This window comes from Nitrosospira sp. Nl5 (assembly GCF_900102495.1).
Classification (GTDB): Bacteria; Pseudomonadota; Gammaproteobacteria; order Burkholderiales; family Nitrosomonadaceae; genus Nitrosospira.
The window spans coordinates 18,576-38,149 of the sequence record NZ_FMVQ01000008.1; the positions used below are offsets into that span (position 1 = coordinate 18,576).

Sequence of the window (19,574 nt, forward strand, 5' to 3'; positions counted from 1 at the left end):
TCTGCAGGAGTGTATCAGCGGTTAAACGGTTTATTGCGAAGCGGTGACGGATAGTGCAATGGTGCTATAAGCCATAGGACTATTACAAATTTGTTTTTTCTGGGGGATGATGAATCAATCGGTTTTAGAGAGCATTTCAGTGTGCGCCAAAGGAAGCATTGCTCGACATACCGATTAATTTCGAGATGTACATTTAACCCATGGAGGAAACAAATGAACATGCGATTAAAATCACTCATCGTTGCTTTAGCGTTCGGAGGATCGATTACTACTGCATCCGCCGCCGGCGTTATTACCGATATAACGGCTAGCGGGGAAGGCTTGGGATCGTTTAGCGTGCTGGCTAACACCACTGATCCCAATGTCCTGGATCTTACCAAAACCTTTGATAGCGTTAATCCGATTGTCCTGACTTTTACGGTTGAGCATATAGACGGGGGTCCAGGCAACCCTTATACCGTGACTGAGGCGGTCACCAACAACACTGGCCAGCCTTGGATCGACTTTCACTACAGTATTCAAGAACCAGCCCAAGGCCAAGGGGTCGTATTTACCGACTTTAACAATTCGACACTTACCGGCTTCACGCTTGATTCACCTCCGTCGAGTGGTCCGCGCAACCTCAACTTTACCGGAAATCTAGCGGATGGCGATACGGCCAATGCAACCTTTAATCTAAGCCCATTTGATCCAGGTGCGGGGAATACAGCCACTTTTACTCTGACACAGATTCCGACCATTCCCGAACCGGAAACTTATGCCATGCTATTGGCAGGACTCGGTTTGATGGGGGCCGTGGCAAGACGCAGAAATAGCAAAGGAAACGCTTAACTCGATTCGCGTTAATCCGGCAGTCGACAATCCCGTCTTGGCGGCGGGATTGTCGGACGGGGAACGCCCGCGGAGTTTCAGTGATCTTGTTTACGGCCCTGCGCGACTTTTGACGCGGCTTGCATGCGATTGGAAACATCAAGTGTTTTGAAGATATGCTGCAAGTGATTTTTCACGGTAAAGACACTGATATCTAAAATGCTGGCAATCTCGGGATTTGTTTTGCCCATCTTGACCCAATTCATGATTTCTATTTCACGCTTGCTCAAGTCCCAGCACGCCGGTGGGCTTGTTAATGGAGTCGCATTAGATGCGGGATGGGTAAGGGGTGTAACCCGGCACAATGCCGTGTCCAGATAAGGCAGCAGAATTTGCATTGCGCCGAGCGACTCATGCAGCTTTCTTTCCGAGCTGAAGATCACGTAGAGGCAGTCATGGCTTGACCGCTCATCGGTAAGTCCGTGTACCAGCAAAGACCGCATGTTTTGCAATGCCTTGCCGAGAGGACACTGGAGGCCCCCCTCTTCCAGCAGGAAACCGGACTCACCGACCCCTAGCGTATAGGGTGATTTTCCAAGATCCATCCAGCGATTAAACAGTCCCTGCAATAGCGGCGAGAGCGTCTGCGGGTTGGAGAATTCGGTTCTGACTCCGGCTAGTGGTGACACAATGTCGTAACAAATCAGGTTTGCCGTGAAATCGCCCCACGCGGCAATCAGGATCTCGTGCGGCAAAAAGTGCTGTATCTCTCCCTGCAACCACGCCAGCAGTTCGTTATGACGGCGTATCCCTATTCCTTCCGTGATTACGCGATAGTAACGGTGGAGATGTTCGGCAGGTAAGGTGGAGAGCTGATCCATTTTATCAGTCATGCTTAACGTCTGTATTCAGGCAATATCCAACACAGGCTGTAGCAATTTTCATTCCAGAATTACTACTGTCTTATAAACAGCAGCTTAGTCATGACTGGAAAATGGACTTGAAAAATGTGTCAATAATTGCGACAGCGGTGGCGCATGTTTCGCGCCACAGGTTCCGCTTAAAAGTTCTCCAGTCTTTGAGATGGGAATGGCGATACAACTCGCGGCAAGCTATCCTGGTGCTACTAAAAAACCCGTAATGATTTCTCAAGTAGCGGCAAGCGACGAAAATCACCCTTGCTATTCCTGTAGAGCTCCTCATATTTTTCTGTAAACCTGAAACTCTTCTACGTAGAAACCATTCTAATTTATGGTATTCAAACGCTTGTAATACTATAATCAGCAAATTTTCAGATTCTTCACCTGTGCTTACATTGTCGTCCATGCAGTTATTTGCCTTTGGCATTAACCACCAGACCGCGCCACTGGACGTGCGCGAGCAGGTTGCGTTTCCGGAAGATGCAATGGAACACGCATTGCACGATCTCGTGGGCCACCGTCCGGTAAGGGAGGCGGCGATCGTTTCGACCTGCAATCGCACCGAGGTTTATTGCAGTACCGAGAAGCCGGAGGCGGCAATGCACTGGCTGGCGGATTTCCATCACTTGCAGGCGCGTGAGCTGGAACCGTATCTCTACCAGTTGCCTCGCGAAAAAGCGGTGAAGCATGCCTTCCGGGTGGCCAGCGGGCTGGATTCCATGGTATTGGGTGAGCCGCAGATACTCGGGCAATTAAAGAGCGCGGTGAAGTCCGCAGAACACGCCGGCACGCTCGGCATGCTATTGCATAAATTATTCCAGCGTACTTTCTTTGTGGCCAAGGAAGTCCGCAGCTCCACGGAGATCGGGGCGAATTCGGTTTCCATGGCTGCGGCCGCTACGCGGCTGGCTGAACGGATTTTCGGGGACATCGGCGAGCAGCGCGTATTGTTCATCGGAGCGGGCGAGATGATCGAATTATGCGCCAGCCATTTCTCCGCCCGCCATCCGAAGCGTATTACCGTCGCGAATCGCACTAGCGAGCGTGCACAGATTCTGGCGCATCGTTTCAATGCGCAGGCCATCACCTTGAACGAGCTTCCCGAGCAATTGGCATTGCACGATATTGTGGTAACTTGCACGTCGAGCACGTTGCCCATACTTGGCAAAGGCATGGTAGAGCGTGCGATCAAGGCGCGCAAGCATCGCCCGATTTTTATGGTGGATCTGGCTGTGCCGAGAGATGTGGAGCCGGAAGTGGCGGAGCTGGATGATGTATTTCTCTATTCCGTCGACGATCTTGCCGATATTGTCAAAGAAGGGCTCGATTCTCGCCACGGCGCGGTAGCGCAGGCCGAAGCGATCATCGACTCGAACGTGGTGAATTTCATGCACTGGCTTGAGTCGCGCGAACTGGTCCCAACCATACGGGCATTGCGCGACCAGGCCGAACGGTATCGGCGCCATGAGCTGGAGCGAGCCAAGAAACTCCTGGCCAAGGGCGAGGACCCGCAAAAGATCATAGAATCCTTGAGTAATGGCCTGACCAATAAATTTCTCCATATTCCCTCCTACGCCCTCAATCATGCCGCAGCGGATGAACGTGACGATCTGGTCGATCTGATCAACCGGCTGTACCACCTCCACCGCCCAGAATGAACAAAAGTATCGCTGCCAAGCTCACGCAACTTAGCGTGCGCCTGGAGGAATTGAATCATCTATTGAGTAGCGAAACCATCACCGCTAATCTGGATAACTACCGCAAGCTTTCGCGCGAACGTGCAGAGATCGCGCCAGTGGTGGAGCTTTACGGCGCGTATTTGCAAAGCGAGCGCGACATCCATACGGCGCAGGAAATGTGTGCCGACGCCGAGATGCGCGAGTTTGCCGACGCTGAAATACGCGATGGCAAAGAGAAGCTCACGCAAATCGGCGCGGAACTGCAAAAACAGTTGCTGCCCAGGGACCCCAATGACGAGCGCAATATTTTTCTGGAAATCCGCGCTGGAACAGGCGGAGATGAGTCTACGTTATTTGCGGGCGACTTGTTTCGCATGTATGCCCGTTTCGCAGAGCGCCAACACTGGCAGGTGGAAATAATCTCTCAAAGCCCATCCGAAGCTGGTGGTTACAAGGAAATCATCGCCAAGATCATTGGCAACGGCGCCTACTCCAAGCTAAAGTTTGAATCAGGCGGCCACCGGGTGCAGCGCGTGCCTGCAACCGAAACCCAGGGGCGTATTCACACTTCCGCCTGTACCGTTGCAGTGATGCCTGAGGCGGACGAGATCATGGACGTGGTGCTGAATCCGGCAGAGTTAAGGATCGACACTTACCGCGCCTCCGGCGCCGGCGGTCAACATATCAACAAGACCGATTCCGCGGTGCGCATCACCCATCTGCCTACCAATATCGTGGTCGAGTGCCAGGACGGGCGCTCGCAGCACAAAAACAAGGCCCAGGCGATGAGTGTGCTGGCTGCGCGAATTCGCGATAAGCAAACGCAAGAGCAACAGAGCAAGCAGGCTGCTACCCGCAAGTCATTGATCGGCAGCGGCGATCGCTCTGGACGCATTCGCACCTATAATTTTCCTCAGGGCAGAATAACCGATCACCGCATCAACCTGACGCTTTACAAGATAGAGCAGATCATGGATGGAGACCTGAACGAATTGTGTTCCGCCCTGGTATCCGAGCATCAGGCGGAGCAGTTGGCGGCGATGGCGGAGTAAGAAACATGCTTTATTCCAGTGCATGCGTAGCAATGCTTACTCGTGTCTGAGCTGTAGTTTCAGGTTGAAGCACCGATATCCCATAATGCAGCAAATCACGATATTGCAAGCGCTAAGTCAAGCCCGTGGGGACATTGGCGATACCGATGCGCGGTTGTTATTACAGACCGTACTTAATGTGAACCATGCCCATCTTATTGCTCATTCCGATCAGGAACTGGTTCCGGCAGAAGCGCAATACTTGCATCAGTTGATTGCACGGCGCGCACAAGGCGAGCCGGTTGCCTATCTTATGGGGAAACGCGAGTTTTACGGTTTGAGTTTTAAGGTAACACCCGCGGTACTCATTCCTCGCCCGGAAACCGAGCTCCTGGTGGATCTGGCGTTGGAGAGAATGCCACTGGATCATTCCAGCAAAATTCTTGACCTCGGGACCGGTAGCGGCGCCATCGCAATATCCATCGCCAACCATCGTCCACTCGCGAATATCACTGCGGTGGACGCGTCCGCCGATGCTGTGGCTGTGGCCAAAATAAACGCCAGGCAGCTTAATGTAAATAATATCCGCATTATCGAGGGCGACTGGTTCGGCGGACTTGCAGGCAAAAGATTCGATCTCATCGTTTCCAATCCACCCTATATTGCCGGTAGCGATCCTCATCTTGCTCAAGGCGACTTGCGTTTCGAGCCACAGACGGCGTTGACAACGGGCGGCGATAGTCTCGACTGTATTCGCTGCATTATCGCTTCCGCCGCCGCGCATCTCGTTGCAGGCGGCACGTTGTTGCTGGAACATGGCTATGATCAGGCGGAAGCATGTAGGCAATTGCTGGATAAAGCGGGTTTTTGCGAGGTGTTTTCCCGCCCCGATCTGGCAGGCATCATGAGAGCCAGCGGCGGGGTTTGGGAGTTTCCTCGGGAAACTGCTAGAATATAAAGTCGGATGTATATTGAAAGGACGAATCAATCTCTTGAAAGCGGCTTAATTTTTCCACAAGCTGATTTTTTGGGTTGGTCAAATGACGAGGAGCCAGACATGAATACGCAAGAAACCATCAAGCAGCAAGTAACCGCTCATCCCGTGGTACTTTATATGAAAGGCACGCCGCAAGCCCCCCAGTGCGGTTTCTCCGCCCATGCGGTCAAAGTGCTCAATGCGTGTGGGGTAAGTGATATTTTCGCGGTGGATGTCCTCTCCGAACCGGAAATCCGGCAAGGCATCAAGGAGTACTCAAACTGGCCGACTATCCCCCAGCTCTACGTCAACGGCGAGTTTGTGGGCGGTTCTGACATCGTTACGGAAATGTACCAGAGCGGTGAGCTACAAAAGTTGCTTCAGAAGTGAATGGAAGAGGTAAAGAGATAGATTATCTGATGTTTGGTTGATGGAGAACCGATAAGCCGGCCGATAAAGTAATAGCCGGCTTCTTTATTGGAAGAACGAACCGTGCAAGGGGACTAAGGGGTGATAGCAGTCGCGATTGCCCAATAACGAATAAATTTTCCCGCACCCATGAATACCATCGCCGATATCCAGTTGATTCGAAGCCATCCCGCCGCAACACACAGCAAATCGCCGATCAGCGGCACCCATGCCAGCAGTAGTATCGGACTTCCATAATTCCGCACCCACTCCAGGCCGCGCATATTGCCCCCGGCTTTTTTCAGAAGCGTTTTTTCATCGGGCAAAAAGCGCCCGATAACGTACGAACTCATGCCGCCCAGTACATTTCCTACTGAGGCGACTCCCAGGGCGGACCAATAAAGTTGGGGATAAGCTGTCAAAACGCCAAATAGTACTGCTTCCGAGCCGCCGGGGAGTAAGGTGGCGGCAAGAAAACTACTGGTAAAGAGCGCCAGCAGGCTCGCCTGCTCATCCATAAAAGCTTCTAAAAAACAAATGAGAGTCCCAGTGTAGCCGCGAACCTGCCGCAAGTGGAGGCGTTAACGGATTGTTGTTTTTACGAGCGCGGTCATTAATCGTATGACCAGCATTTAATCATCAAAATTTGACTTAACGATATTATTTCGCGATGATATGCTGACCGATTACCCATCTCTGTTCAAGAGGAAAATCATGACAACCACCGATGTATCACTGAAGCAAAAGGTCAACGCCATCATTGACGCGAAGCACCTGCTCAAGCATCCTTTTTATGTTGCCTGGACGGAAGGCAAGCTATCCAAAGACCAGTTACGGCATTATGCCGAACAATACTTTCATAATGTACTGGCCGAGCCGACATATTTAAGTGCGGTGCACTTCAATACGCCGCACCTTCATACGGAGACCAATAGCGGCGACATCAGCGTGCGCCAGGAAGTATTGAAGAATCTGATCAGCGAAGAGCATGGCGAAAAGAACCATCCTGCCTTGTGGAAGACGTTTGCCCTGGCGCTGGGAGCAAGCGACAAAAGCCTGGCCGGCGCGACAGCTTTGCCTGCCACCGCCAGGCTGGTATCGACGTTTCGGGACATCTGCCTGAACCAGCCATTCTATGCGGGTCTTGCGGCAATGCACGCATTTGAATCGCAAGTACCGGCGGTTGCTGCCGTAAAGATTGACGGTCTGGCCAGGTTCTATGGAATGAACGACCCGGACAGTTACGAATTCTTTACCGTGCACCAGGAAGCCGACGTGCATCACTCGCAGGCGGAATGGGCATTGATTGCGCGTTTTGCCGATACTCCGGAGAAGCAGGCTGAAGTACTGGCGGCAACGACGCGGGCATGTGAAGCGCTGTGGGGGTTTCTCGATGGCATCTACGAGAATTATTGCTCAGACCTCGCCCGCGAGGATCAGGCCGCTGTTACTATGCACTAACCGGTGTGTGTGTTCTGATGAGCAAACGATGCGTCGCTTGCTCATCAGATGATCTTTCAAGCTGGTATTTCCCCGTTTCTTTTTCTTCTCTCCTCTTTGCCGGAAGCTTTCATTCCAATGGCACAATTCCATCAAGCGTAGCAAAACAGGTATTTCTTGCAGTCGTCAAAAAATCGCGCAGATAAGGACGAGATGCCGTTTCCTTGAGCGTCGAGGCATACAGGTCGCTCCATAGTCCATTGGAGCCGATGCGGCGGGCAATTACATAGTCGTGATCAACGTAGTTTTTGATCCCCCAGCTAGGGAGCGCTGCAACACCGCGGCGGCTGGCTACCAGTTGCAGAATGGCAACAGTCAGTTCCGCCGTACGTCGCTGTGGATGAATGCCGGCGGGCTTCAGCACGTTAAGAATCAGATCAATACGATCTTCCGGCACCGGATAGGTAATAAGCGTCGTGTCGGCGAAGTCCGCAGCATGCAATATACGTTTTGTGCGCAAGGGATCCTCCGGTGCCAGCACTGCGAGAATCTCAAAACGAAATAACGGATGGTGGATAATATCGCGCTGCCGTTTATGCTCCGATCCGATCACCACGTCCGCGCCTCCTTCCTCTAGAAGTTTGACGGGATCGCTATGGAACCCGGAAACCAGATCCAGTTCCACGTCCGGCCAATGCAACCGGAACTCATCCATGAGTGGCATTAGCCAATCAAAACAAGTGTGGCATTCCAACGCGATGCGCAAACTCCCCGATGCTTGCTGCGAGACTTTAGCCAGATCCCGTTCGGTTGCCTGAATTTCCTGCAGCACTTTTTCGGCAAGTGACACCAAGTGTTTCCCGGCATCGGTGAGTTCGATGGATTGCCCCCTTCGTTGAATGACCGACAAACCATAATGGCTTTGCAAGCTCTTGATCTGGTGTGACAATGCGGACTGGGTAAGATGCACGCGCTTTGCAGCACGCGAGACGCTGCCGGTTTCGTGCAATGCTGCAAGGGTGCGGAGATGGCGCAGTTCAAGCATATTTATGAATTTAATTCATTGGTTTTTTATAAAATTTCATTTGATTCATAGTGTAGTCTGCCACACAATCTTTCCTTTTAGCAACTGAATCAGCAACTGAGAATAGCGGAGGACACATGGCATTGACACACAACCTGGGCTTCCCGCGCATCGGCGCGCGAAGAGAGCTGAAACTGGCGCTTGAGGCGTACTGGCGTGGCGATATCAACGAAGAGCGACTGCAAACTACGGCGGCGGAATTGCGGAAGCAACATTGGATTTTGCAACGCGAAGCAGGCATTGACCTGATCCCGGTTGGCGATTTCGCGCTTTACGATCAAATGCTGAACATGACGGCACTGCTCGGTGCAGGGCCCGCAAGGTTTAACGCAGACAGTGGTGAAGTTGACCTGGATTTGTATTTTGCCATGGCGCGTGGAACTCCAGGTCAGCCGGCGATGGAGATGACCAAATGGTTCGATACCAACTATCACTACATCGTCCCGGAATTCGACGCGCGCACCGAATTCCGTATCGCTTCGTCGCAGCTCTTCCGGGAAGTAGCCGAAGCCAAGGCGCTTGGTATTTCACCCAAGGTTGTACTGATCGGGCCGCTTACCTATTTATATCTCGGTAAAGAGACGGAGCCGGGTTTCAATCGTCTTGACTTGTTAACGCGCCTGTTGCCCGTTTATCGCGAGATTTTGGCCCGGCTCGCATCCCTTGGCGTGGAATGGGTACAAATCGACGAACCATTGCTGGCGCTTGATCTGGATAACGACTGGCTCAGCAGGCTGGATCACGCCTATGCTGCCCTGGATGCAACTGGAACGAAACGGCCGAAATTGCTGCTGGCGACGTATTTTGAAGCGGTGGATAACCATGCCGCACGATTGAAAAAACTGCCGGTGGACGGTTTGCATATTGATTTATGCCGCGCACCGCATCAGCTCGATATTTTTCTCGACAATTATCCGGCTGGCAAAGTGCTGTCATTGGGTGTCATTGATGGGCGCAACGTATGGCGCGCAGACCTGGCGCAGGCGTTCTCCATTCTGTCGCGAGCACAGGCAATCGTGGGTGAAAGATTGTGGATTGCGCCAAGCTGTTCGCTTTTGCATTGTCCGGTGGATCTTGAACTGGAAACCCGGCTGGATGGCGAGATTAAAAACTGGCTCGCATTTTCCGCACAGAAATTGAAGGAAGTATCGACCCTCGGACGCGGCCTGGACCAGGGGGAAAATGCGATACGGGAAAGTCTGGATGCCGCTGCCGAGGCACGACAAGAGCGCCGCGACTCACCACGCATACACAGCCCTGTGATGCAGGAGCGCTTGCAAAGCCTGACGCATAACGATAGCGGGCGTGCCAGTCCATTCCCGGTGCGGCAGTTACTGCAACGGCGGCGGTTTCAACTTCCCCTTTTGCCGACTACGACCATCGGCTCGTTTCCTCAGACGCCGGAGATTCGCCAAGCGCGCGCCGCGTTCAGGAAAGGAGAGCTCGGTAACCTGCAGTATCTGGAAGCGATGCGCAACGAAATCCGGTTTGCGATAAAAAAACAGGAGGAGATCGGGTTGGACGTACTCGTGCATGGAGAACCCGAGCGCAACGACATGGTGGAATATTTCGGCGAGCAATTGTGGGGCTATGCCTTTACCGAGAATGGATGGGTACAAAGCTATGGTTCCCGTTGCGTAAAGCCGCCGATTCTCTATGGCGATATCTATCGTCCCGAACCCATGACTGTCGACTGGATTCAATATGCGCAAAGTCAGACCGAGAAGCCGGTGAAGGGGATGTTGACCGGACCTATAACCATGCTGATGTGGTCATTTGTGCGTGACGATCAAGCGCGTTCCCTCACGGCGTTGCAACTTGCGCTTGCTATCCGCGATGAAGTCGCCGATCTGGAGCGGGCCGGCATTGGTATTATTCAGATAGATGAGCCGGCGTTTCGGGAAGGACTGCCGCTCAAAAAGGCCGACTGGAACGGATATTTCCAGTGGGCGGTGGAAGCCTTCCGGGTAGCCAGCTCCGGGGTAAAAGACGATACGCAGATACATACCCACATGTGTTACTCTGAATTTAACGATATCCTGCCAGCGATCGCCGATATGGGAGCGGATGTCATTACGATTGAAACTTCGCGCTCACGGATGGAGTTGCTGGACGGATTCGGTCATTTCAAATATCCCAATGAAATCGGACCGGGGGTATACGATATTCATTCGCCACGGATTCCGGATACCGCGGAAATGCTCGAATTACTGGAGAAAGCCTGCCTGGTGATCAATCCAAAACAGCTATGGGTTAACCCCGATTGTGGCTTGAAGACGCGGGGCTGGACAGAAACTGTCACGGCGTTGGAGCGCATGGTGGAAGCTGCGCGACTGTTGCGTGCCCGCCTGGATATTTCGCAAGCTGAAACCTGCTGACCGATTACCCATCTCTGTTCAAGAGGAAAATCATGACAACCACCGATGTATCACTGAAGCAAAAGGTCAACGCCATCATTGACGCGAAGCACCTGCTCAAGCATCCTTTTTATGTTGCCTGGACGGAAGGCAAGCTATCCAAAGACCAGTTACGGCATTATGCCGAACAATACTTTCATAATGTACTGGCCGAGCCGACATATTTAAGTGCGGTGCACTTCAATACGCCGCACCTTCATACGGAGACCAATAGCGGCGACATCAGCGTGCGCCAGGAAGTATTGAAGAATCTGATCAGCGAAGAGCATGGCGAAAAGAACCATCCTGCCTTGTGGAAGACGTTTGCCCTGGCGCTGGGAGCAAGCGACAAAAGCCTGGCCGGCGCGACAGCTTTGCCTGCCACCGCCAGGCTGGTATCGACGTTTCGGGACATCTGCCTGAACCAGCCATTCTATGCGGGTCTTGCGGCAATGCACGCATTTGAATCGCAAGTACCGGCGGTTGCTGCCGTAAAGATTGACGGTCTGGCCAGGTTCTATGGAATGAACGACCCGGACAGTTACGAATTCTTTACCGTGCACCAGGAAGCCGACGTGCATCACTCGCAGGCGGAATGGGCATTGATTGCGCGTTTTGCCGATACTCCGGAGAAGCAGGCTGAAGTACTGGCGGCAACGACGCGGGCATGTGAAGCGCTGTGGGGGTTTCTCGATGGCATCTACGAGAATTATTGCTCAGACCTCGCCCGCGAGGATCAGGCCGCTGTTACGGTTCACTGAGTATTCGCTTGGCATGAATTTGACCATTGCTATGGAGACGTTACTATCTCGCATGAGCTGTTTAGCCCGTTGTCTGCAATGCGTTTAACAACTCTGTTTCCAAGTGGAGCAGCGTTCTCGTTTGCTTGAGTATTTCTCCCGTGACCAGAAATGTATCCTCGGCACGTTCGCCCAGGGTGCTTATCCTGGCACTGTGAACGTTTACGCCGAAACGCACCAGTACCTGCGCAATGCGGGACAGCAATCCTGGCTGATCGCCGGCAACAATTGACAGAACATGATATGTACCTTTTTCATCGGGTTCGATATCGACTTCCGGGGTAATCGGAAAATGCTTGAGATGACGGCTGACCCGCCCCTGTAGCGGTGGTTTTAGGGGCACTTGCTGTTCCAGTTGCTGTGTCAGTTCATGCTCTACAAGATTGATCGCGTCGCGGTGATGCTCGACAACGTTGAAAGGGTTCAGCACCAGGAAGCTATCGAGCGCGTAGCCGTCGCCGGTAGTATGAATTTTGGCTTCGACGATGTTGTAATCCATGCCGTCGAAGAAACCGCAAATACGCGCGAACAGATCCTTTTGATCGGGAGCGTAGACCAGTACCTGAATGCCTGTTCCAGCCGGTGCGATGCGCGCTTTTACCACTGGCGTCGGTGACTTTACCCGGTGGCTCAAATGACGCGTATGCCAGGCGATTTCCTGTGGCTCATGCAGCAGCAGATAAGCGGGATCGAGCGACGACCAGAGCTGTTCATGGGCATCGGGGGGAATACCAGCGCGTTGCAGCAATTCCAGCGCCTTGTTTCTGTGATTTTCCAGCATATCGTCCGCATGAATTGGCGCGCCGCATAGATACCCCCGCGTTGTCCAGAACAAATCTTCCAGCAGCTTGCCCTTCCATGCATTCCATACTTTTGGACTGGTGCCTCGAATATCAGCGACGGTGAGCAGGTAAAGCGCAATAAGCCGACGCTCGTTTCCGATACGCGAGGAAAATTCTCTAATTACGTCCGCATCGGATATATCTTTCTTTTGTGCCGTGATCGACATTACCAAATGATTCTCCACCAGCCACGCAACCAGTTCCCTATCTGCCGGTAACATTGCATGTTGCCGGCAGAAGTGCGTCGCGTCTGCTTTACCAAGCCTCGAATGGTCCCCTTTGCGTCCTTTGGCAATATCGTGGAAAAGGCCTGCGAGATAGAGCACTTCAGGGCGTTCGAAGTCACCCATGAGCCGACTGCATAATGGATACTCGTGAGCATATTCCGGCGCCATGAAGCGGCGCAGATTTCTCACTACCATCAGGATATGTTCATCCACTGTATAAACATGGAACAGGTCATGTTGCATCTGGCCGACGATGCGCCCGAAAGCCGGGATATAGCGCCCCAGGATGCCGTAGCGGTTCATCAAGCGCAGTTCGCGGGTAAGCCCGCGTGGCTGACGCAGGATTTTCATGAACAATGCATGATTGCGCGGATTGTGCCGGAACTTCGCGTTGATTTGCGGCGTGGCCCGCCACATCGCTCTCAGAGTCCCTGCACTACGGGCCTTTAATTCAGGGTGCTGCTGTAGCAGCAGCGTACTTTCCAGAATCGCGCTAGGGTTCCGCCTGAAAATGTTTTCGTCGCTTGCTTCCAGCAATTCCCCGCGCTTCTGAAATCGCTCGTTGATAGCAACCGGAGCCGCCATCTTGCCAGGAAAAATTTCCGCACGGAGTGTGAGTAACAAGATGGTGTTAATCTGTGTCACCGCCTTGGCGGCGCGGTAGTAGCGCTGCATCAGCATTTCACCGGCAAGACGCGGTGGTTTGCCGGAGATATTGAACTCTTCGGCGAGGGAAGTCTGATAATCGAATAGCAGCCGATCTTCACGTCTTCCTGCGAGATAGTGCAGCCCGATGCGCAGGTCTTGCAGGATGGTTTGATGACGCTGTGCGAGGCGGGCTTCCTGCCGAGTGATGAATCCACCCTTGGCGAGCCCTGACCAGGATTTTCCCAGGCCGGCAGCGCGGCTCACCCACAGGATATTCTGCAAATCTCGAAGACCACCGGGGCTTTCCTTCAAGTTGGGCTCAAGATTGTAGGTGGCATCATGATATCGGCCGTGACGCTGTTGTTGCTCCAGTTGCTTGGCAATGAAAAATGCACGAGGCTCTAGCGCAGCCCGCATGGCATGGGAGAATTCGCAGAACAATTGACGGTGTCCCGCAAGTTGACGCGCTTCCAGCAGACTGGTTTGCACCGTAATATCCTTCTCCGCCTCTTCCGCACATTCGGCGAGTGTACGGACGCTGTGCCCAACCTCCAGCCCAATATCCCACAGCGATCCTACCCAGTGTTCCAGACGGGTTTTGACAGGATCGTCTACTGCATCGGCACCGCTTTTGCCACCAGGAAGGAGTACCAGCAGATCAATATCGGAATAAGGAAAAAGCTGTCCGCGCCCGTAGCCCCCTACCGCCAGTAACGCGATGGAATTCGGCATTGCCATTTCCCGCCACACTTGGCGCAGGATGGCATCCACGAGCTCACAATGGTCACGCAGCAAGGCTGCGCCATTTTTATTCCTGCAATAGCGTTGATGTAACAACTCGCGCCCTTGAAGCAGGGCCGTCTTGCCCGTTTCGGGGCTAAACCTGAATCCGGCGGTTGATCGCCCATCTCTCCGGTTAACGCCATGGCTCGTAGAAACCCTTTGCATTACTTGGCTTTTCCTTTCTGATAAGCTCGATAGAGGGCGCGTTCAGATTAAAGAGCACTTCGCGGCAGTCCTGTATCGTAGCGCTTCATGGCGATCAGGAACGAAAGGCGGGCTTGGGGGGTGCACCGGCTGACAGGGTCAGCACTTCGTATCCGTTATCGGTGACCAGCACCGTGTGCTCCCATTGCGCCGATAAGCTGTGATCCTTGGTAACGATGGTCCACCCATCGGCCATTTGGCGTATGGCAGCCTTCCCCGCATTGATCATCGGCTCGACCGTGAAAATCATCCCGGTTTTGAGTTGGAGCCCGGTGCCGGCACGGCCATAGTGGAGTACCTGTGGTTCCTCGTGAAATTTTGCGCCAATGCCGTGGCCGCAAAATTCCCGCACTACGCTGCACCCATGACTTTCGGCGAATTGCTGGATGGCTTGGCCGATATCCCCTAATCGTTTGCCTGGTTTGATTTCCTCAATACCGCGCCACATGGATTCGTATGTAATTTCACACAGGCGCCTTGCCTGGATTCCCGGCTCCCCAACGTAGTACATGCGGCTGGTATCGCCGTGATACGCATTTTTAATGACAGTTACATCAATGTTGACAATATCGCCGGACTTCAGTTTTTTCTCACCCGGCACGCCATGGCACACCTGGTGGTTAACGGAAGTGCAGATGGATTTTGGATAAGGCGGATATCCGGGTGGCGCGTAATTGAGCGGAGCTGGAACGGTATCCTGCACATTGACCATATAATCGTGGCACAGTGCATCCAGCTCATTCGTGGTGATGCCAGGCTTGACGAAGGGAGTAATGTAATCCAGCACCTCCGATGCCAGTTTACCCGCTATCCGCATTTTCTCTATTTCCTGGGAGGATTTCACCGATACGGTCATAATCCTGAATCCGGCAGTTGGCCCTGTAGTGAACTCACGATATAGGGGAAGGTCAAGTGGTACAGAAAGTCTTTATTGATCATGGTACCGAGCTGAAAAATGAATGAAGAATGAGCGGTCAACTGCCGGATTTGGAGAAAGCTTATGATAAACTGGATAAACATATGATGGAGTTTGCCGTATCGCATTGCAAGACCGGCATGGAAGACGGTGTGTATTGCCGCGTTTGGCCATGAACAAGTAGCTCGGAGCACCTTTCATTTCGATTCTTCAAATTCGGCTGCATGCTCGCAGGTCGTCGTATTCAGCTCACTGCCGGGGAATTCCCGTTTCAGCTCCATCATTTTTCTTGTGACATCCTCTGACGGCGCGGGTACGACAAATTTCACCTGTTCCACGTTACGTGCGCCGATAATCGCTGACCTTACGCCTTTACTTCTCAGTGACGTCAGCAAATTCCGCGCCTCGTCTATCTCCTGAAAAAACCCCATTGAAATGGCATTATCCCATTTGCCGCCGTCTTGAACTTGGGAATGATCGGTTATCCCTAATCTTTTAAGCTCCCCGATTTTCTGTTCCGCGCGGGATTTACTTCCGAGCGGCGGGATATGCACCCAATAAACCGGAACTTTACCCATTGCTTGCCGGGTTACCTGGTTGCCCAGTTGCTGTGCGGCGATCACGGCCTCGACACGCTCCATATCCGCATCAAGAAAAGTCCCCCATTCCAGACACGTCGCCGGCGCAGGCAACGGCTTAACTTTTTCTGACCGAAGTTCCAATTGCGGCGGTGTGCCGGCACCTGGTCCCGGCCTCGACAGCATATAAGCCGCAAACGCGGCGTTGGTAAGCAGCAACAGAAAAAATAATGTTCTCATTTGTTGGTGGTTTATTGTTGTTAACCAGCCCTCTCCTTGTTAAAATGCAATATTCATAGTACGAATATCATTTTTCCGGGGTTCAAGGAATGCAAGGCATGAAGCTAGTTTCGAACGTGGTAGCATTTGCCGCACTGGTTCTATCTCACCAAATTTTTGCCGATACGGCCACCGAGACCGGGAAAGCGCCGGGTGACGCAGCCAAGGGTCAGGAAATTGCAACTCAGGTTTGCGCGGCTTGTCACAACGCCGACGGCAACAGCTCCATTCCCGCGAATCCAAGCCTGGCCGGACAGCATGCCGAGTATATCATCAAGCAACTGAAGAATTTCAAGTCGCAAGACGGCAAGCCCGCGGAACGCGAGAGCCCGATTATGGCCGCAATGGTCGCGCCGCTTTCGCCGGATGATATGAAGAATCTCGCCGCGTATTATGCCCAGCAGACTCCCAAACCTGGAGTAGCCAAGGACAAACTGCTGGCGGAACAGGGTGAAAAGATATATCGCGGCGGCAACCTCGAAACCAGCGTCCCCGCGTGTTCTGGTTGTCATTCCCCCAATGGCGCCGGCATTCCAACCAGCTATCCGCGCCTTGCAGGGCAACATTCGGAATACGTGGCAGCACAACTGCGAGCGTTCCGGACTGAACAGCGCACCAAAGATGCCAACAACGAGATGCATATAATCGCTACACGCATGAGCGAGAGGGAAATGCAGGCGGTATCGGAGTTTATTTCCGGTTTGCGTTAAACGCTAGTCTGAAGCCGAGTTAAACAGCCCCAAACGGCCGGCTGGTAGCCAGGCTGGTTTTTACTTCCATGTGTCAAATACTTTTTCAGCCGCAGCCAACGTCTTGCTGATTTCGGCGTCGCCGTGTGCCGCGGAAACAAACCCGGCTTCGAATGCTGACGGAGCGAAGTAAACGCCCTCCTCAAGCATGGCGTGAAAAAAGCGGTTAAAGGCTTCCTTGTCGCAACTCATCACCTCAGTATAGCTTGCGGGTAGATTCTCCCGAAAATAGAGGCCGAACATGCCGCCCACCGCCTGTGCGCAAAAAATGACACCGTGTTTTTTGGCGGCCAGGGTGAGACCTTCAGTAAGTTGCCCCGTTGTGGCGGCGAGTTTTTCATAAAACCCCGGCATCTGCACCAGCCTCAGTGTGGCCAGTCCGGCAGCCACCGCGACAGGATTGCCGGAAAGCGTACCCGCTTGGTACACGGGCCCCAGGGGGGCCAGGCACTGCATAATGTCACGCCTGCCGCCAAAAGCCGCCATTGGCATGCCGCCGCCGATCACCTTGCCGAGAGTGGTAAGGTCGGGTTTTATGCCGTAGAGCCCTTGGGCACATCCCTGTCCCACCCGAAAGCCTGTCATCACCTCATCAAAGATCAGTACGCTGCCATATTGCGTGCACAATTCGCGCAGGGCCGGCAGGAAACCGGTTTGCGGTGTTACCAGGTTCATGTTGCCCGCCACCGGTTCGACGATGACCGCGGCAATTTCTTCGCCAAACTGGCCGAATGCCTGTTTCACACCGGAGAGATCGTTGTAATCCAGCACCACGGTGCTTGCAGTGGTTCCTTCAGGGACTCCGGCGGAACTGGGATGGCCGAAAGTCAGTGCCCCGGAACCCGCCTTCACCAGCAAGGCATCGTCGTGCCCATGATAACAACCCTCGAATTTAATAATGCGGTTTCTACCGGTGTAGCCTCGCGCCAGACGAATGGCGCTCATGGTCGCTTCAGTCCCCGAGCTCACCAGCCTCACCTGCTCAATTGAAGGCACCAGCCGGCACAACAGCTCCGCTATTTCGAGCTCCGCCTCAGTAGGTGCGCCAAAAGTCAATCCATTTTGCGCCGCTGCCTGCACTGCCTTGATTACGTCTGGATGAGCGTGGCCAAGAATTAAAGGCCCCCATGAACCAACGTAATCAATGTAGGTTTTATCGTCTGCGTCCCACACATAGGGTCCTTTTCCGCGCCGGAAAAATATGGGGGTACCTCCGACTGACTTGAAGGCGCGTACCGGCGAATTAACGCCGCCGGGAATATATTGTTGGGACAGTTCAAATAACTGCTGATTACGTGAGGTCATTTGATAGCTCATAATTATGAGGAATGGAATATTTGGCTGGTTTGAATAGCCGGGAAAATTTCTCAGCCGCGGACCGGACATCCCTTGCACTATACAAAGCGTTGCTTGCTGCCACCGCGTCTGCGCCCAGATGGATCAGCTCCACCGCATTGTTGGGAGTGACGCCGCCGATAGCGACAACAGCAGTATGCAGTTTTCGCTTTGCGTCGCGCAGCAAATTGAGGGGTGCTCCTGCTGCGCCGGGTTTGGTGACCGAAGCAAAAAACGCGCCGAATGCAACATAATCCGCGCCTTGCCGCTCGGCGTCCACCGCAAGCTCCAGTCGATCGTAACAGGAAGCCCCGATAATCTTTCCAGCTCCCAGCCTGCGCCGCGCTTCGGTGACAGGAGCATCTTCCTGCCCCAAATGCACGCCGTCAGCACCGATCTCAACGGCAAGGTCAAGATGATCGTTGACAATGAGGGGCACGTTGAATTTCCGGCAAAGAGGGGCGATTAAACGTGCCTGCTCCAGGCGCAGAGCACTATTCGCTATTTTGTTGCGATACTGAACCAGCCGCGCTCCTCCCATCAGCGCCTGCCGGGTCATCGTAGCCAGATTGGAACTATCATCCATATCCGGTGTGATGGCGTATAAGCCGTTAATTCGCAGTGGCGTCATTCGCCTTATCTCCATCCGCGGCGGGTTCCTCGCGGGCCCAGAACAACCGGTCCGGCAGGTATTGCCCCATTCCCGGACGAAAACCGGATTTCAGCGACTGCCAGGTATACTCCTGGGCTTCATATACCCCCTCGGCGAGGGACAAGCCGTTGGCAAGAGTCGCGGCGATAGCCGACGCGAGCGTGCATCCCGACCCATGGTAAGAGCCTGCCAACCGCTGCCACGAATCCGTGCGTATGAGGCCATCGGTTCCATACAGGTTATTAATGACCTGTGAAGTATTCTCATGGGTTCCGGTGATGAGTACGTACTGGCAGCCCATATGCAGAAGCCGGACTGCGCACTGGCTCAACGGCGGCGTTCCATCGTCATCTTCATCATCCTGCGCGAGGCGCCGGGCTTCCATGCTGTTGGGAGTGACGATGGTGGCCTGAGGAAGTAGCAGTTCGCGCATCGCTGCCACCATATCTTCGCTGGCGAGTTCGTCACCGCGGCCTGAGGCAAGCACCGGGTCCAGCACGAGGGGGATATTAGGATAATCGGAAATTACCTCGGCGATGGCTGTGATAATTTCAACGCTGCCCAGCATCCCGATCTTGAAAACATGTACCGGCATGTCCTCCAGGACCGCGCGAGCCTGGTCCGCCACCCATTCCGGGTCCAAGGCCATGACGTCATCCACGCCGGCGGTGTCCTGCACAGTAATGGCTGTAATCACTGGCAGGGGATGGCAACCCATGCTGGCAAGCGTGAGAATATCAGCCTGAATGCCGGCGCCACCGCTTGAGTCGCTGGCAGCGAAAGAAAGTACTATAGGGGGTGGCTGAGACATGGACGA

Annotated in this window: 19 protein-coding genes; 10 read left to right on the top strand and 9 right to left on the bottom strand. The window is 53.5% G+C overall.

All coding sequences use genetic code 11. The features are described from left to right. Positions 1-213: 213 nt before the first annotated feature. Positions 214-831 carry a PEP-CTERM sorting domain-containing protein gene (locus BLP45_RS08970; RefSeq protein ID WP_090371852.1) on the top strand — a complete coding sequence of 206 codons (618 nt, stop codon included), beginning with the start codon at positions 214-216 and terminating at the stop codon, positions 829-831. 77 nt (positions 832-908) lie between these two features. Here BLP45_RS08970 and epsA read toward each other — a convergent pair whose 3' ends face one another. Beyond that, entirely contained in the window at positions 909-1,703 is a 795-nt protein-coding gene (gene epsA, locus BLP45_RS08975) for an XrtB/PEP-CTERM-associated transcriptional regulator EpsA (protein ID WP_090371854.1), read from the bottom strand. Positions 1,704-2,134: 431 nt separating this feature from the next. On the opposite strand from epsA, the gene hemA reads away from it, so the two are divergent. The 4 genes from hemA (at position 2,135) to grxD (ending at position 5,806) form a co-directional block, all read left to right on the top strand. Next, the gene (gene hemA / locus BLP45_RS08980; RefSeq protein WP_090372048.1) at positions 2,135-3,388 is read left to right on the top strand and encodes a glutamyl-tRNA reductase; all 1,254 of its coding nucleotides are present in this window, start codon (positions 2,135-2,137) and stop codon (positions 3,386-3,388) included. Beyond that, positions 3,385-4,461, top strand: a complete 1,077-nt coding sequence (gene prfA, locus BLP45_RS08985; RefSeq protein ID WP_090371856.1) for a peptide chain release factor 1 — start codon at positions 3,385-3,387, stop codon at positions 4,459-4,461. The genes hemA and prfA overlap by 4 nt, the downstream gene beginning before the upstream one ends. Before the next feature lie 85 nt (positions 4,462-4,546). Then, positions 4,547-5,398, top strand: a complete 852-nt coding sequence (prmC, locus tag BLP45_RS08990) for a peptide chain release factor N(5)-glutamine methyltransferase (protein ID WP_090371858.1) — start codon at positions 4,547-4,549, stop codon at positions 5,396-5,398. Positions 5,399-5,497: 99 nt separating this feature from the next. Further along, the gene (gene grxD, locus BLP45_RS08995) at positions 5,498-5,806 is read left to right on the top strand and encodes a Grx4 family monothiol glutaredoxin (RefSeq protein ID WP_090372050.1); all 309 of its coding nucleotides are present in this window, start codon (positions 5,498-5,500) and stop codon (positions 5,804-5,806) included. A gap of 113 nt (positions 5,807-5,919) precedes the next feature. Here grxD and BLP45_RS09000 read toward each other — a convergent pair whose 3' ends face one another. After that, positions 5,920-6,342, bottom strand: coding sequence for a YqaA family protein (locus tag BLP45_RS09000; RefSeq protein ID WP_090371860.1), 423 nt, complete (start codon positions 6,340-6,342; stop codon positions 5,920-5,922). A gap of 196 nt (positions 6,343-6,538) precedes the next feature. Here BLP45_RS09000 and BLP45_RS09005 point away from each other — a divergent pair, with 196 nt between their 5' ends. Further along, entirely contained in the window at positions 6,539-7,285 is a 747-nt protein-coding gene (locus BLP45_RS09005) for a 4-aminobenzoate synthase (RefSeq protein WP_090371862.1), read from the top strand. Between the two features lie 109 nt (positions 7,286-7,394). Here BLP45_RS09005 and BLP45_RS09010 read toward each other — a convergent pair whose 3' ends face one another. Then, complete coding sequence (locus tag BLP45_RS09010; protein ID WP_090371864.1) at positions 7,395-8,309, bottom strand: LysR family transcriptional regulator; 915 nt, start codon at positions 8,307-8,309, stop codon at positions 7,395-7,397. A gap of 116 nt (positions 8,310-8,425) precedes the next feature. On the opposite strand from BLP45_RS09010, the gene metE reads away from it, so the two are divergent. After that, positions 8,426-10,726, top strand: coding sequence for a 5-methyltetrahydropteroyltriglutamate--homocysteine S-methyltransferase (gene metE, locus BLP45_RS09015; RefSeq protein ID WP_090371865.1), 2,301 nt, complete (start codon positions 8,426-8,428; stop codon positions 10,724-10,726). A 32-nt stretch (positions 10,727-10,758) separates the two neighbouring features. Then, positions 10,759-11,505, top strand: coding sequence for a 4-aminobenzoate synthase (locus tag BLP45_RS09020; protein ID WP_090371867.1), 747 nt, complete (start codon positions 10,759-10,761; stop codon positions 11,503-11,505). A gap of 61 nt (positions 11,506-11,566) precedes the next feature. Here BLP45_RS09020 and BLP45_RS09025 read toward each other — a convergent pair whose 3' ends face one another. Together BLP45_RS09025 and map are read right to left on the bottom strand one after the other, a co-directional pair. Next, on the bottom strand, positions 11,567-14,209 hold the full coding sequence (locus BLP45_RS09025; protein WP_090371869.1) for a [protein-PII] uridylyltransferase: 2,643 nt from the start codon (positions 14,207-14,209) through the stop codon (positions 11,567-11,569). Positions 14,210-14,303: 94 nt separating this feature from the next. Next, on the bottom strand, positions 14,304-15,104 hold the full coding sequence (gene map, locus BLP45_RS09030) for a type I methionyl aminopeptidase (protein ID WP_090371870.1): 801 nt from the start codon (positions 15,102-15,104) through the stop codon (positions 14,304-14,306). Positions 15,105-15,214: 110 nt separating this feature from the next. On the opposite strand from map, the gene BLP45_RS14940 reads away from it, so the two are divergent. Then, entirely contained in the window at positions 15,215-15,340 is a 126-nt protein-coding gene (locus BLP45_RS14940) for a hypothetical protein (RefSeq protein ID WP_256327763.1), read from the top strand. 21 nt (positions 15,341-15,361) lie between these two features. On the opposite strand, the gene BLP45_RS09035 is transcribed toward BLP45_RS14940, so the two are convergent. Next, on the bottom strand, positions 15,362-15,982 hold the full coding sequence (locus BLP45_RS09035; RefSeq protein ID WP_090371872.1) for an SPOR domain-containing protein: 621 nt from the start codon (positions 15,980-15,982) through the stop codon (positions 15,362-15,364). 89 nt (positions 15,983-16,071) lie between these two features. On the opposite strand from BLP45_RS09035, the gene BLP45_RS09040 reads away from it, so the two are divergent. After that, positions 16,072-16,731 (top strand): c-type cytochrome, encoded by a 660-nt coding sequence (locus tag BLP45_RS09040; protein WP_090371874.1) that lies wholly within the window; start codon positions 16,072-16,074, stop codon positions 16,729-16,731. Positions 16,732-16,791: 60 nt separating this feature from the next. Here the strand turns inward: BLP45_RS09040 and hemL are convergent, their stop codons facing one another. Genes hemL through thiD form a run of 3 tightly spaced genes read right to left on the bottom strand, consistent with a single transcriptional unit; the run spans position 16,792 to position 19,568 of the window. Then, positions 16,792-18,075, bottom strand: a complete 1,284-nt coding sequence (gene hemL / locus BLP45_RS09045; RefSeq protein WP_090371876.1) for a glutamate-1-semialdehyde 2,1-aminomutase — start codon at positions 18,073-18,075, stop codon at positions 16,792-16,794. Then, on the bottom strand, positions 18,062-18,736 hold the full coding sequence (gene thiE, locus BLP45_RS09050) for a thiamine phosphate synthase (protein WP_090371877.1): 675 nt from the start codon (positions 18,734-18,736) through the stop codon (positions 18,062-18,064). Before thiE ends, hemL begins: the two co-directional genes overlap by 14 nt. Further along, entirely contained in the window at positions 18,717-19,568 is an 852-nt protein-coding gene (thiD, locus tag BLP45_RS09055; protein WP_090371879.1) for a bifunctional hydroxymethylpyrimidine kinase/phosphomethylpyrimidine kinase, read from the bottom strand. The genes thiE and thiD overlap by 20 nt, the downstream gene beginning before the upstream one ends. Positions 19,569-19,574 lie beyond the last annotated feature (6 nt).